This is a genomic window from Niabella sp. CPT15-335-S11 (genome assembly GCF_058792415.1).
This window is the reverse complement of the sequence record NZ_JBYTEI010000002.1, coordinates 1051258-1065482: the sequence shown is the minus strand read 5'-3', so window position 1 is coordinate 1065482 and position 14225 is coordinate 1051258. Positions and strand designations below refer to the sequence as shown.

At 47.5% G+C, this 14225-nt stretch carries 10 protein-coding genes; 4 read left to right on the top strand and 6 right to left on the bottom strand.

Annotated features, from left to right (window positions below):
- Window positions 1-132: 132 nt before the first annotated feature.
- From AC3WS5_RS10830 to AC3WS5_RS10820, 3 genes are all read right to left on the bottom strand, one after another.
- Entirely contained in the window at window positions 133-945 is an 813-nt protein-coding gene (locus AC3WS5_RS10830) for an SMP-30/gluconolactonase/LRE family protein (protein WP_492467390.1), read from the bottom strand.
- A 115-nt stretch (window positions 946-1060) separates the two neighbouring features.
- Window positions 1061-2356, bottom strand: coding sequence for a hemolysin family protein (locus AC3WS5_RS10825; RefSeq protein ID WP_492467389.1), 1296 nt, complete (start codon window positions 2354-2356; stop codon window positions 1061-1063).
- A complete protein-coding gene (locus tag AC3WS5_RS10820) occupies window positions 2356-2970 on the bottom strand; it encodes a phosphatase PAP2 family protein (protein WP_492467388.1) in 615 nt (204 codons plus the stop codon). The genes AC3WS5_RS10825 and AC3WS5_RS10820 overlap by 1 nt, the downstream gene beginning before the upstream one ends.
- 212 nt (window positions 2971-3182) lie before the next feature.
- On the opposite strand from AC3WS5_RS10820, the gene glmM reads away from it, so the two are divergent.
- From glmM to AC3WS5_RS10805, 3 genes are all read left to right on the top strand, one after another.
- Window positions 3183-4571, top strand: a complete 1389-nt coding sequence (gene glmM / locus AC3WS5_RS10815) for a phosphoglucosamine mutase (protein WP_492467387.1) — start codon at window positions 3183-3185, stop codon at window positions 4569-4571.
- A 43-nt stretch (window positions 4572-4614) separates the two neighbouring features.
- On the top strand, window positions 4615-5790 hold the full coding sequence (locus AC3WS5_RS10810; protein ID WP_492467386.1) for a cysteine desulfurase family protein: 1176 nt from the start codon (window positions 4615-4617) through the stop codon (window positions 5788-5790).
- A 406-nt stretch (window positions 5791-6196) separates the two neighbouring features.
- Window positions 6197-9547 carry a vitamin B12-dependent ribonucleotide reductase gene (locus AC3WS5_RS10805; RefSeq protein WP_492467385.1) on the top strand — a complete coding sequence of 1117 codons (3351 nt, stop codon included), beginning with the start codon at window positions 6197-6199 and terminating at the stop codon, window positions 9545-9547.
- 377 nt (window positions 9548-9924) lie between these two features.
- On the opposite strand, the gene AC3WS5_RS10800 is transcribed toward AC3WS5_RS10805, so the two are convergent.
- Window positions 9925-10506, bottom strand: coding sequence for an RNA polymerase sigma factor (locus tag AC3WS5_RS10800; RefSeq protein WP_492467451.1), 582 nt, complete (start codon window positions 10504-10506; stop codon window positions 9925-9927).
- A gap of 175 nt (window positions 10507-10681) precedes the next feature.
- Window positions 10682-10903 (bottom strand): PspC domain-containing protein, encoded by a 222-nt coding sequence (locus tag AC3WS5_RS10795; protein WP_492467384.1) that lies wholly within the window; start codon window positions 10901-10903, stop codon window positions 10682-10684.
- A gap of 333 nt (window positions 10904-11236) precedes the next feature.
- Here AC3WS5_RS10795 and AC3WS5_RS10790 point away from each other — a divergent pair, with 333 nt between their 5' ends.
- Complete coding sequence (locus AC3WS5_RS10790; RefSeq protein WP_492467383.1) at window positions 11237-13504, top strand: aconitate hydratase; 2268 nt, start codon at window positions 11237-11239, stop codon at window positions 13502-13504.
- Between the two features lie 129 nt (window positions 13505-13633).
- On the opposite strand, the gene AC3WS5_RS10785 is transcribed toward AC3WS5_RS10790, so the two are convergent.
- A complete protein-coding gene (locus tag AC3WS5_RS10785) occupies window positions 13634-13945 on the bottom strand; it encodes a helix-turn-helix domain-containing protein (protein ID WP_492467382.1) in 312 nt (103 codons plus the stop codon).
- Window positions 13946-14225: the final 280 nt, after the last annotated feature.

Genomic DNA, 14225 nt, shown 5'->3' with positions numbered 1-14225 from the left:
ACTAGATACTAGATATTAGACTTTAGATATTAAATATAAATGTATATAATGCAAAGTCTGGCGTCTAAGTTCTAACATCTAACGTCCCCGCCCCTACCGAACGGTACGTTCGGGCGGTAAACTCTAAAGTCTTCATATAATCTTGTACGCCATAATCTTCTTCGTGAAGAATGTCGGGACGTAGAGAATATTATTCTTCATATCCACGCCGATATCAGCCGTATTTATTTTTTGTTTATGTGATTCCAGTAAGGTCTGCACCTTTCCGTTTTTGGAAACATAGTAAATATAACCGATCCAGGAGGTTAGGATAAAGTCGCCGTTTGCAAGCGGTTCAATACCATCGATCGGCTCTGTAACCGTAGCTATCAGTGATATTTTCCCGTTTGCATCCCGTTTCTTAAAAAATTTCCCTTCTCCATAATACAATGCACCCTTATAAAACTTGACCCCATTCACTCCCGGCGCGTTCTCCAAAAATAGCTTCGGGTTATCTTTTTGGATCTGCCAGATTTGACCCAGTTTTGAATCGGATACGTACACAACGCCGTCACCCACTGTAATATCATTCAGGTTTTGAGATCCGTGCAACGGAATTTTTTTCTCAATCGTTCCTTTTTTCAAATCTATCACCACAACCCGGTTGATATCGGCAACGTACATCCGGTTGCCCAGGATACCCATTCCTTTGGGAGCGCTGAGTCCGGTGACCCAATGACCATTATATTGCTTTCCGTCGGGGCTCAGGATACCAATACCACCTTTTCCGTCATCATCCCATGGCGCCCCATCGATCAGCGATACATAAAGATTGCCCTGGTGGGGAAGTACCGATTCGGGTATCGCAATGACGGAATCAGTCTCCCAGAGTTTTACAAGCCGGTGTCCCTGTGAGCTGGCCGAGATCACGAGGGCCGAAAAAAAAAGTGTAAAAAGCATTTTCATGGTTCAGAATTTAGGTTTGATAAAATAATTTTTGTCTGGATCACAATTCATCCTTCCGGACTTATCCGGATAATAGGTACATCATAGCTATCCTGCAAACCGGTGGTTTTACTCGTTAATCTTCTTCCATGCCATCTCTCAGTTCCTGGCTGATATTTACCAACACCTTGTCGATCCGCTGGCCATCCATATCCATGATCTCAAATTGGAAACCGTTCCATTCGAGCGAGTCGGTAGCTTCAGGTATTCTTTTTAATTTATGCAGGATGAATCCCGCAAGCGTATCAAATTCCTGTTCTCCTTCATGCATCCAGTCTGCCTTGTCAAAATAGGACAGGAAGTCGTAAAACGGGATCTGGCCATCAACCAGGAAAGAACCATCTTCCCTTTCCAGGATCTCATAGTCGACCTCATCCTCCTGCGGCATTTCACCGATGATGGCTTCAAGAATATCATTCAACGTGATCAGGCCCAGGACGGTGCCATACTCATCCACAATAAAACAGGAGTGGATCTGCGATTCTTTAAACTTTTCCATGACCCGGAAAGCTGTATTGTTTTCCGGCACGAACAAAGCGGACCGCATTAGTTCCAGCACCTGAATATTGCCCCGGTGAATGTACAGATCCTTCATCGTGATCACACCCTTGATATTGTCTATGTCACTATCACAAACCGGATACATGGAATGAGGTTCGCTCAGGATTTTTTCTTTGATTTGCTGTTCGTTCTCGCTGATATCAAACCAAACAATATCATTCCGGTGGGTCATCAATGACGTAATATTTCTGTCGCTGAGGTGGAACACCCTTTCGATGATGTCCTGTTCAGTTTCCTCGAGGGTACCCTGTTCTGTTCCCTCATTGATAATGGCCTTGATTTCTTCTTCAGTTACCTGTCCTTCGCGGGGTTTGATTTTGAAGATCTTGATAATAAAGCTGCTTGATTTGGTCAGCAGCCAGATGAACGGATAAGTGAGGTAGCTGAGAAACCGCATGGGGCGGGTGATGAATTTTGCAATTCCCTCAGGTCTGGCGAGGCCAATCCTTTTAGGTACCAGTTCACCAAAAACAAGCGTGAAATAAGTAACAATGATCACCACGGCCGTTGTTGCCAGTCCCTTGCTGTACGGCTCAATTGCAGGGAACTGCGCCAGGAAATTTGCAATATATCCGGTTATAGTGTCGCCGGAATAAATACCGGTCAAGATACCGATAAGGGTAATGCCAATTTGGACAGTGGAAAGAAAACGTTCGGGACTATTAGCCAGCCGGAGTGCATCCGCTGCCTTTTGATCCCCTTTGCTTGCCTGCGCCTCGAGTCTCGCTTTCCTGGCAGAAACCAGGGCGATCTCGGCCATCGAGAATATCCCATTCAGCAATATCAGAATCGCTATTACGAAAATTTCCATTAACGAGATGTTGATTGCATTTCGAAGATAGTGAATCCAAAAAGTTTATTGAAGAAAAAACCCGTTACGGCTCCAAGGCCGATGCCCAGGAGGCTGCCGAAAAAGACGTCAAACGGGTAGTGCACGCCCACATAGATCTGGGCAAAACCAATCAGAAAGGCCCAGATCATCAGGACCCAGGCATATTTGAAAACAGCCCGGAACGTGAATAGGAAATATGTTGCGATGCCAAAATGATTAATAGCGTGGTTGGAAACGAAGCTGAATCCACCCGAACATCTCCCCAGAACCATTCTTACAATACCCTCCATGGCCGGATCCTGGCAGGGGCGAAGCCTCTCGAAAGTCTGCTTAAACAGATAATTTCCGGTCATATCCGTGATAGAAACTGTAGCGACTGCGAAAATAACCCACCACCAGCCATTTTTTTTGAAATTGATTAACGCGAAAAGGATGATAAAAAGATACAGCGGTGCCCAGAAGAACTGGTTACGCAGCAATGGCATCAGCCAGTCGAAGAAATCATTGGCGCCCCTGACGTTGATCGTATAAAAAAGTCTTTTGTCGGGATTTACGAACCAATCCGGCAAAGGTATATAAGACAGTGATCTCATTTTAACAAAGATAAGCGGCAAATGAATAGCGTGCGTTTCCTCGCTGCCACTGCCTGACCATGGACAATTAGAAATGACAGGTCTGGCTGTGAAAAGCCCCCTAACTGGTTAAAAATTTTAAATTTATCGGCCGTCCGCCTTAAATTTGCAGCAGAATCCGTAAGCATTCCGGCGTGATCCGGCAAGTGTTTTCAGATCACAATGAGGTTAATATGGCACTGATAAAGAGTATTTCCGGAATCCGGGGAACAATAGGCGGTAAACCAGGCGAGAACCTTACGCCGCCCGATATAGTGAAATTTACAGCGGCTTTTGCTGCGATTCTTGGGAAAAAGGCAGCTCCTGGAAAAACGCTCAAAGTAGTTGTTGGCAGGGACGGTCGAATTAGCGGTCCGCAAGTGAGTGGCCTGGTGGTCTCCACGCTCAATGCAATGGGCGTGGACGTTAAGGATCTGGGCTGGAGTACAACGCCAACGGTTGAGCTGGCCGTAAAAATGGAAGCCGCCGATGGGGGCATTATCATCACCGCCAGCCACAATCCCAGAGAATGGAATGCACTGAAATTGCTAAATAGTGATGGTGAGTTTATATCCGCTGAAACCGGGAAGGAGCTGCTGAGCATCGCAGAAGCCGACGATTTTATTTTTTCGCCGGTCGACAAACTCGGAAAGGTAGCGACCGATTCGTCCTACCAGGAGAAACATATTGAGGCGATCCTGCAATATCCCCTGGTGAACAGGGAAGAGATCGCATCGCGGAATTTCAAAGTGGTGGTAGATGGCATCAACTCTACCGGAGCCATATTCGTACCGGCGCTGCTGAAAGCGCTGGGAATTGAGCAGGTGGTGGTACTGAATGGAGAAGTTACCGGCAACTTCGCGCATAACCCGGAACCGCTTCCGGCATATCTGACAGATCTGAGTCATACTGTTGTGCGGGAAAAGGCTGATTTCGGGATCGCGGTGGATCCGGATGTGGACAGGCTTTGCTTCGTGTGCGAGGACGGCAGTATGTTTGGAGAGGAATACACGCTGGTGGCCGTTGCCGATTATGTGCTGGGGCATCGTAAGGGGAACACGGTCAGCAATATGAGCAGTACCCGCGCTCTGCGGGAAATTACGCAGAAGCACGGGGGTGAGTATTACCCGTCGGCCGTTGGTGAAGTGAATGTGGTGGCCCGGATGAAAGAAGTGAACGCCGTGATTGGCGGTGAAGGCAATGGGGGGATCATCGTACCGGATTTTCATTACGGAAGGGACGCGCTGATCGGAATTGCACTTTTTTTGAGCCATCTGGCAAGGCAGAAGAACGGGTTAAAATCGATGCGCAGTTTATATCCGGACTATTTTATCAGTAAGAATAAAATCGAACTGGACGAAGACTTGGATGTCAAAGAGATCTTCCGGAAGATTCGAAAAAAATACAGCAAATACCCGATCAATGAAGAAGATGGACTGAAAATTGAATTCGATGGGGATTGGGTACACCTGCGTACATCAAATACAGAACCTATCATTCGAATTTATTCCGAGAGCGATCTGGAGACAAAGGCCAACAACATAGCCGAAAGACTGATGCGCGATATTAAGGAAGCGATGTAGTCAGAGCCCCGGCTGAATAAAATCAATCAACGGAACAGAACCCTTGCGGGTTAGTAAATTAATTTATGTTACAACTTTAAATGACAGTAAGCTGAAAAGAATTTATCTGGATAATGCGGCAACTACGCCTCTGGACCCGGAAGTGCTGAACGGCATGATGCCCTACCTGACTGAACGTTTTGGGAATCCGTCGTCAATCTATTCCTATGGCCGGGAGACGAGGATGGCGGTGGAGAGCGCCCGGAAATCCGTAGCAAAATTATTAAATGCGCACCCGGGGGAGATCTTTTTTACCAGCGGGGGTACAGAAAGTAATAACACGGCGATCCTTACATCTATCCGGGACCTGGGGTGTACACATATTATTTCCTCTCCCATTGAGCATCATGCAGTATTGCATACCATAGAATATTATTGTACGCAGCGCAATATTTCCTTCAGCTTTGTGAAGCTGTTGCCCAATGGCCATATCGATCTTCAGGATCTGGAAGCTCAACTGGCAGGGCAAAGGGGCAAATGTCTGGTGAGCCTGATGCATGCCAATAACGAAATCGGGAACCTCCTGAGCATTAATGCGGCCAGTGCTATCTGCCGGAAATATGATGCAGTCTTTCACTCGGATTGTGTGCAGACGGTGGGGCACTATCCGCTGGATCTGCAACGCATTCAGGTCGATTTTATTTCCGCTTCAGCACACAAGTTCCATGGGCCCAAGGGTGTAGGCATCCTGTACGTCAACCGGAATCGGCTGGTTAAACCCTTGTTGCACGGTGGAGGGCAGGAGCGGAATATGCGCGCGGGTACCGAAAACCTGTATGGTATTGTTGGCTTTGCCAAAGCGCTGGAACTTGCGATGGAACGCTTCGAAAAGGATTCAGCAGCTATCATTGATTTGCGAAATTATATGATCGAACAATTGCAGGAACATATTCCTGGGCTGGGATTCCACGGCGACTACAATGGGAGTAGCCTGTACACCGTATTGAATATATCGGTTCCGAGGACGGAAAAATCAGAAATGCTGTTGTTTAACCTGGACATGCAAAATATTTGCGTGTCGGGAGGAAGTGCCTGCAGCAGCGGGGCGAGCACTGCTTCGCATGTCATTGAAGCGCTTTATCCGGATAACAATGACGTGGCCATCCGTTTTTCATTCAACAGGTACAATACCAGGGATGAGGTCGATGAAGTGATTCGGAAAATAAAGGAATTGCAATAAGGGCTCGCTTTTGCTCAGATCGGTGCAACCTTTAAAAATACCATAAAATCTGCGAATAAAAAAATATATTTTTAACGCGGATTGATGAGCTGATCTTAACCTATCCTGACCGGTCCGGCGGTTTCGGATCCCTCGAGAATTTCATGATTTGTTAACAAATGCGCGGTACGGCTGTTCCATCAGTATTCCGAAATATTTACTGAAAAATTCGGACTTCGAAAGCCTTATTCTTTCCACCTGATGTGTAAAACTTGCCAAACTTAATACCCATTTGCGTTTGTGAAAAAACAACCTTCTTTATCCACAGCTTGTTAATATTTAGACTTGGAAATCATGACTTGGTTGGGATACTTTCGTTGTCCCACGGGACTTTTTTTAGAAGCATCAAACCTTAAAATATTTTGAAATGGCACCCCAGAAAAAACAAACTCAGAAAGGACTAGTATTTGAAAGGAAATTTACGAAAGATGGGATTAACCCCTACGACATGTTTGCGTATGATTACCGGTCATCGGTGATTAAAAATCCAAGTGGTGAGGTAATCTTTCAGTTAGACAATGTAGAAGTTCCCGCGCAGTGGAGCCAGATTGCCACGGATATTCTGGCCCAGAAATACTTCCGTAAGGCGGGTGTTCCCCAGCCGGACGGGACCCTGGGTCGCGAGACCAGCATCAGGCAGGTCGCGCACCGCATGGCACATTGCTGGCGGGTATGGGGCGAACGTTATGGGTATTTTGCGTCGCCTGACGATGCCCGGGTTTTCTATGAAGAGCTGGTGTATTCTATCCTCAACCAGTCATGCGCACCCAACAGCCCGCAATGGTTTAATACCGGTCTGCATGAAGTGTATGGTATAACCGGTAAACCACAGGGGCATTACTATGTAGATCCTGCAGATGCGAATTTGAAAAAATCAACTTCAGCATACGAGCGCCCCCAGCCACACGCATGTTTTATCCTGAGCGTAAATGACGATCTGGTGAATGAGGGGGGTATCATGGATCTTTGGGTCCGCGAAGCCAGGATCTTCAAATATGGCAGCGGTGTTGGAACTAATTTCAGCAGTATCCGGGGAGAAGGTGAGAAACTGAGCGGAGGCGGTACATCCAGCGGACTGATGAGTTTCTTAAAAATTGGTGACCGGGCGGCCGGCGCGATCAAGAGCGGAGGAACCACCCGCCGGGCGGCAAAAATGGTCTGCCTGGATCTGGATCACCCGGAGATCGTGGAGTTCATCAACTGGAAAGTAGAGGAAGAAAATAAAGTGGCTGCCCTGATAGCTGCCGGATATCCCAGCGATTATGAAGGGGAAGCATATAAGACGGTCAGCGGACAGAACAGCAACAACTCAGTACGCATTCCGAATTCCTTTTTCAGGACCCTGGAAAAAGATGGTGACTGGGAACTGAAAGCACGAAGCGATGGACACGTGATGAAGAAAGTTAAGGCTAAGGACCTTTGGGATCAGATCAATTACGCCGCCTGGCGCTGTGCTGACCCGGGTACCCAATACGATACGACCATCAACGAATGGCATACTTGTCCGGAAGGAGGTCCCATCCGCGCCAGCAACCCCTGTAGCGAATACATGTTCCTGGATAATACAGCCTGCAACCTGGCCAGTATCAACCTGCGGAAATTCTTTAATGAAAATGATAACATCCTGGATGTGGATGGATTCCGGTACACCAGCAGGCTATGGACCGTGGTGCTGGAGATTTCCGTGCTGATGGCACAGTTCCCGTCAAAAGAAGTGGCTCAGTTAAGTTACGACTACCGTACACTGGGACTGGGTTATGCAAACCTCGGCAGCCTGCTGATGGTTAGCGGCATTCCTTACGACAGCGAAGAGGCCCGTGGCATTTCGGGCGCAATCACTGCTATCATGACCGGTGTTGCTTATAGCACTTCGGCTGAAATGGCCGGTATATTAGGGCCATTTGCGCGCTACGAAGAAAATAAAGAACATATGCTGCGGGTGATGCGCAATCACCGGGCAGCGGCGTACGACGCCACAGAAGCCTATGAAGGGCTGGAAATTAAGCCGCAGGGGATCAATGCGAAATATTGCCCCGATTACCTCCTGAAAGCAGCAACCAGGGCCTGGGACGATGCCGTTAAGCTGGGTGAGCAGAACGGTTACCGGAACGCGCAGACCACCGTTATTGCACCAACGGGCACTATCGGCCTGGTGATGGATTGCGATACTACGGGAGTAGAGCCCGATTTTGCCCTCGTGAAATTTAAAAAGCTAAGTGGCGGCGGATACTTCAAGATTATCAACCAAAGCGTTCCACAGGCGCTTCGGAACCTGAAATATACAGAACACGAAATTGAAGAGATCGTCAATTATGCAAAAGGTCACGCCACTTTAAAGAACGCGCCATTTATTAACGAAGAGACGCTGGCATCCAAAGGGTTTAGCGAAGGCGATATCGCCAAACTGAACGCGGCGATGGCAACAGCTTTTGATATTCAGTTTGCATTTAATGTGTTTACGCTGGGCGAGGATTGTATGAAGCGCCTTGGATTTAAACCCGAACAGTATAACGACTTTGAATGGAATATGCTGGAGGCGATGGGTTTTACGAATGAACAGATCAGCGCAGCAAACACTTATGTATGCGGAACCATGACTGTAGAAGGAGCGCCCCATCTGAAAGAAGCGCATCTGCCGGTGTTTGATTGCGCCAATAAATGCGGACCTTCCGGCGAGCGCTATATTCATGCGCACGGCCATATCCGGATGATGGCGGCGGCCCAGCCGTTCCTGAGCGGAGCGATCAGCAAGACCATCAACCTGCCAAACGAGGCCAAAGTGGAAGAGATTGCAGATTCCTACAAACTAAGCTGGGAACTGGGCTTGAAAGCATGTGCGCTCTATCGTGATGGCTCAAAACTCAGCCAGCCTTTAAGTAACAAATCTGATAAAAAGAGCAAGGATAGCGGAAGTGACAAAGAAGATACAGCGGAAGCAGATAGCCAGATCGTTGACCTGAGTAAACTGACGGTAGATGAACTGCTGGAAGAAGTCAATCACCGGGTTCAGAACAGTGCGGATACATCGTTGAAGCGCCAGCTCGCGATGATTGTAGAACGGCGCTCCTTACCGGCTAAACGGAGGGGTTTCACGCAAAAGGCCAAAATCAATGGGCAGACCCTGTTCCTGCGCACCGGCGAGTACAGCGATGGAACCCTGGGTGAGATCTTTATTGATATGGCCAAGGAAGGCGCTACCATGCGTAGCATGCTGAACTGCTTTGCTATTTCGGTGTCGATTGGTCTGCAGTACGGTGTGCCGCTGGAAGAGTTTGTAGAGAAATTCGTATTTACCCGTTTTGAACCGTCGGGGATGGTACAACATCCGAACATTAAATCGGCCACATCCATCATCGACTTCATGTTCAGGGCACTGGCTTACGAATACCTGAACCGTGCGGACCTGGTGCATGTGCTGGATAAGCCTCATGCGCCGGAGCAGCATGAGGATGCTGATGAGCTCCCGCAATGGGATGGAGGTACGCCAACGATTGGTGAGAGAAAGCATGAACTGAGTGGAGTGCGGGTTGTAGGTAAGCAGTCATCAAAATCGGAAGACACAATGAAACCGGCCGACGCAAGCATAAACGCTGTGAACGCTATCGCCAGGAGTATGCAGAGCGATGCCCCCACCTGCAACGTATGTGGAAATATCACCATCCGGAGCGGCACCTGTTACAAATGCCTGAACTGCGGTAATAGCCTCGGATGTAGTTAACCCCAATTTCCTACTTTAACAAAAAAAAGTATATTATAGGGTTAAAGCCGTTCTGCTGCGGGTACTTGATTCAACAGACTGCTCTCTTAATGGCAGTCTGTTGAATCTTGAAAAAAATGGCGCAGAGTCACCTTAATATGCGGGCACGCATACAGGATCATCTTAAATGATATCTCCCGGGATAAATGTTTCGGGGTTATTGAATTCGCGGTTCCCCGTTAATTGACCGATGGAGGCTTGGTAAATCTGGGGGAATCTCTCCGCCTTCTGTGGTATGCGCTCCGGCGTCCGCAGGCTCGCCTGCGCCCGTTTCTTGCATTTCAAGCCGTTTTAGCAGGTTGTCCCATTGATTGGTTGAGGGCTCGGAAACATCAAATTCATCCGCGTGATCTCTGATAAATGTTTCCAGTTTTCTTGTCTTTCTCCACATAATTGAGATATTGTATAATTTTCTTTTTAGCTCTGTAATAAAGTATCCGGACGTTGTTGTGCGAAAGCCCTAATAAATGGCCGATTTCCTTTTGAGATAAATTATCAATGGCGAACAGGTTGAAAACAATCCACTGATTACGGGGCAATCGGCCCATGGCCGCCTTGATATGGGCAATATTAATTTGAGAAATCTCTTCATCGGGCAGTTCTGTTTCGGGTTTTTCAGATATATGCTGGTCTAAAACAGTCAGACTTACCTTTTTCTTCCTGAGAAGACTGACAGATTTGTTGATGATGATTCTTTTCAGCCATACTTCGAAAGAGCACTTGTTATCAAAACGATGCAAATGCGTGAATGCATCTATAAACGTCTCCTGAACCAAATCTTCTGCGTCAGCCAGATTATTCAGGATCCGCATGCAGGTGTTCAGCAAGGGTTTGGCATTTCGCTGGTACACCACAAAAAATGCCTGTTTGTCCCCCTTCTTGCACAATTCCACCAGTGCATCCGTGGTTTTTGGTGTCACCTGGTTCAAACAAAGTATTATTCAAGGTTATTGATTCGCGATAAACCGACAATTACTTATCGGAAATATACTCAAAATGTTACAGTTTCCCGGAAATATTTTAAAAAAAGGAGGATAAGGTGTTTGTGAATTTACTGTTGATGGCTGGCAAAAAATAGATCGATAAGCAGGCAGACTATAAGTAATACCAGGGATTTCTCTTGGACGAGCGGATAAAATGGCGGATATTTTTGGTGAAAGCCAGGATCATATACAGGATAATAGGCGACCCCATCGTTAGTACCGACGCATAAATAAAGTACTGGCGGATCCGGGATGGCGCTATATTCAGCTTTTCACCGATGGAGGAACATACCCCAAAGGCATTCCACTCCACAAAGCTTTTAAGGCGGTTCATATGCTATTTGTTAAAGGGTGCTAAAAGGCAAATTTATAAAATAGTTGCATACATCGAGCAGGTTTTGGAAAACGGGGATAACTCGCTTCAGTTTGCTTCTGCGGACCTTTCTTGTCTTAGGTTTCCCAACTCAGCTATGCGGCGCAAAGCATCGGCGATTTGAGTTTCAGTTCATTCCCGTCTTAACTTTCCCACCTCTGCCCGGCCGCCTGGCGTCATAAATAGTTGATTTAACTTTACCTGCAAGGGGAGCCCGCTTTTTTGGAACGGTTGATTTTTGTAAATTCGCCGCTACACTGCTATGTTAAATTAACAAATCAAAAAATATTTCATATGGTATTTGATCTCGATCTAATAAAAAAAGTTTATAACGGATTTGAAGCCAGGGTAGAGGAAGCCCGCAAATTGGTGAACCGGCCGCTGACCTTTACAGAAAAAGTGCTTTACGCACACCTGACACAGCCCGCATCAAAGCCTTACGACCGTGGTTCGGATTATGTGGATTTTCATCCCGATCGCGTAGCGATGCAGGATGCCACAGCGCAAATGGCGCTGCTGCAGTTCATGCAGGCCGGCAGGGAGAAGGTGGCCGTTCCCTCAACCGTCCATTGCGATCACCTGATCATGGCGGAAGTGGGCGCCAGCAAAGACCTGGCCGCGGCCAATACCGACAGCAGGGAGGTCTATGATTTTCTGGCATCGGTCTCCAATAAATACGGAATCGGTTTCTGGAAACCCGGCGCGGGGATTATTCACCAGGTGGTGTTGGAAAATTACGCCTTTCCAGGGGGGATGATGATCGGGACTGATAGTCATACGGTGAATGCCGGCGGACTGGGTATGGTCGCTATTGGCGTAGGTGGCGCCGATGCCTGTGACGTGATGGCCGGACTGCCCTGGGAGCTGAAGATGCCCAGGCTGATTGGCATCAAACTCACCGGTAAATTAAACGGCTGGGTAGCGCCGAAAGATATTATCCTGAAAGTAGCGGGTATCCTGACCGTTAAAGGCGGAACGGGATGCATCGTGGAGTATTTCGGGGAAGGTGCCAAATCCATCAGTTGCACCGGAAAAGGCACCATCTGCAATATGGGCGCCGAAATTGGCGCAACCACCTCCACCTTCGGTTACGATGAGAGCATGCAACGTTACCTCAGGGCAACCGGCCGCGAGGAAGTCGCTGCAATGGCTGATCAGATTGCGGAACACCTGACGGCAGATCCGGAGGTCTATGCTGAGCCCGAAAAATATTTTGACCAGGTCATTGAAATCAACCTCAGCGAGCTGGAACCCCATCTCAACGGGCCTTTCACGCCGGATCTGGCCACACCGGTATCGAAAATGAAAGAAGTGGCTGCTCAAAACCAATGGCCCACAAAAGTGGAAGTCGGTTTGATTGGCAGTTGTACCAACTCATCCTACGAAGATATCAGCCGGGCCGTATCGCTGGCTAGGCAGGTGAGCGAAAAAGGCCTGAAGACCAGGTCGGAGTTTACTATCACCCCCGGGTCCGAGCAGGTAAGGTTCACCATTGAGAGGGACGGATTTTTAGAGGTTTTTGACAAGATCGGGGCGACGGTGTTTGCCAATGCCTGCGGTCCCTGCATCGGTATGTGGAACAGGGTAGGTGCGGATCGGAAAGAAAAGAATACCATTGTCCATTCCTTCAACCGGAACTTTGCCAAACGCGCCGATGGCAACCCCAATACCTTCGCCTTCGTGGCATCGCCCGAGCTGGTTACGGCCCTGGCTATTGCCGGAGACCTGACCTTCAACCCCATGACCGATACGCTGATCAATGATAAAGGAGAAGCGGTTAAACTAGATCCGCCCAGCGGCGACGAGCTTCCTGCAAAAGGGTTTGAGGTCGATGATCCGGGTTACCAGGCTCCTGCAGCCGATGGGTCAGATGTTGAGGTGATCGTGTCGCCCGATAGCCAGCGACTGCAATTGCTTGATCCGTTCGCCGCCTGGGAAGGCAGCGATCTGTTGGGGCTGAAATTGCTGATTAAGGCGAGGGGTAAGTGTACGACCGACCATATATCCATGGCAGGGCCCTGGTTGAGGTATAGGGGGCATTTGGATAATATTTCCAATAACCTGTTGATCGGGGCGGTGAATTTCTTTAATGACAAGACCGATGCTGTGAAGAATCAGCTTACCGGTGAATACGGTCCTGTACCGGCCACACAACGGGCGTATAAAGCGGCGGGGATCGGCTCTATCGTAGTGGGTGATGAGAATTATGGTGAGGGCTCATCGCGTGAGCATGCGGCTATGGAACCCCGTCATTTGGGTGTGCGTGCGGTATTGGTGAAATCCTTTGCGAGGATCCATGAGACCAATCTGAAGAAGCAGGGTATGCTGGCGCTAACCTTCGCCAATAAGGAGGATTACGAAAAGATTTTGGAAGATGATACGATCGATATAGTGGGGCTGACGACCTTTACTCCCGGCAAACCGCTCGGCCTGGTTTTACGCCATGCCGATGGAACCACGGAAACCATTGAGGTGAACCACACATATAATGAACAGCAGATCGAGTGGTTCAAGGCCGGTGGGGCGCTGAATATCATCAAGAAGGAGTTCGCGGGAAGTTAAATTCAAGCCCGGATTTTTTCAGTGTTCGAAAAAGTTGAAGCCGCCAATTTTGGCGGCTTTTTTATGAAGATGAACAACACTATCAACCACCTTTTTTTTCTGTGATGCTTCGTATTCTTCGTCTGGATGTTATGCAAGTCGAATGTATTCGTTTTCGATTTTTACATTAAAATGTATTTCCGCTTTCAATGCTTTAAACACTTTTAAAATTGTGTCAACAGTTGCACTGTTTGCGCTACTCTCAAGTTTAGAAATTTGAGACTTCTGCACTCCCACAAGCTCACCTAATTGCTCTTGAGTCAGATTTCTTTCTTGTCGTGCATTTTTAATCATTCGCCCAATAACATCCATACGAAGTTCATATTCATAATCATCCCGTTCCGTCGTGCCTATTTTACCGATATATTTGTCTTTCATTTCGGCAAGTGAATAGCTCTTCATTTCTTGCAAAGATAAGGAAAGTTTCCAAATATCGAAACTATTTTTATGATGGAGTTTTGTTAAGACTGACGCGCAAAGTTTTCGGTAACTAACGTTGTGTTTTTGTTTTCGCTGTCAATCCTTTCATTATTATTTGAATGACAACCGGTTAGGAAGATACAAATGAGAAATAAAGCTATTTTCATTTCAATGATGTTTCCATATTTTTTTATATTAGATCCATTACATCAACATATTTTCAGACAGATCGATTTTTAACTTTCACAGTTTATCAAACGGT

Bases quoted from the DNA above. Each gene is read 5' to 3' on its own strand.
- AC3WS5_RS10830 (WP_492467390.1), bottom strand. From the start codon at position 945: ATGAAAATGCTTTTTACACTTTTTTTTTCGGCCCTCGTGATCTCGGCC.
- AC3WS5_RS10825 (WP_492467389.1), bottom strand. From the start codon at position 2,356: ATGGAAATTTTCGTAATAGCGATTCTGATATTGCTGAATGGGATATTC.
- AC3WS5_RS10820 (WP_492467388.1), bottom strand. From the start codon at position 2,970: ATGAGATCACTGTCTTATATACCTTTGCCGGATTGGTTCGTAAATCCC.
- glmM (WP_492467387.1), top strand. From the start codon at position 3,183: ATGGCACTGATAAAGAGTATTTCCGGAATCCGGGGAACAATAGGCGGT.
- AC3WS5_RS10805 (WP_492467385.1), top strand. From the start codon at position 6,197: ATGGCACCCCAGAAAAAACAAACTCAGAAAGGACTAGTATTTGAAAGG.
- AC3WS5_RS10795 (WP_492467384.1), bottom strand. From the start codon at position 10,903: ATGAACCGCCTTAAAAGCTTTGTGGAGTGGAATGCCTTTGGGGTATGT.
- AC3WS5_RS10790 (WP_492467383.1), top strand. From the start codon at position 11,237: ATGGTATTTGATCTCGATCTAATAAAAAAAGTTTATAACGGATTTGAA.
- AC3WS5_RS10785 (WP_492467382.1), bottom strand. From the start codon at position 13,945: ATGAAGAGCTATTCACTTGCCGAAATGAAAGACAAATATATCGGTAAA.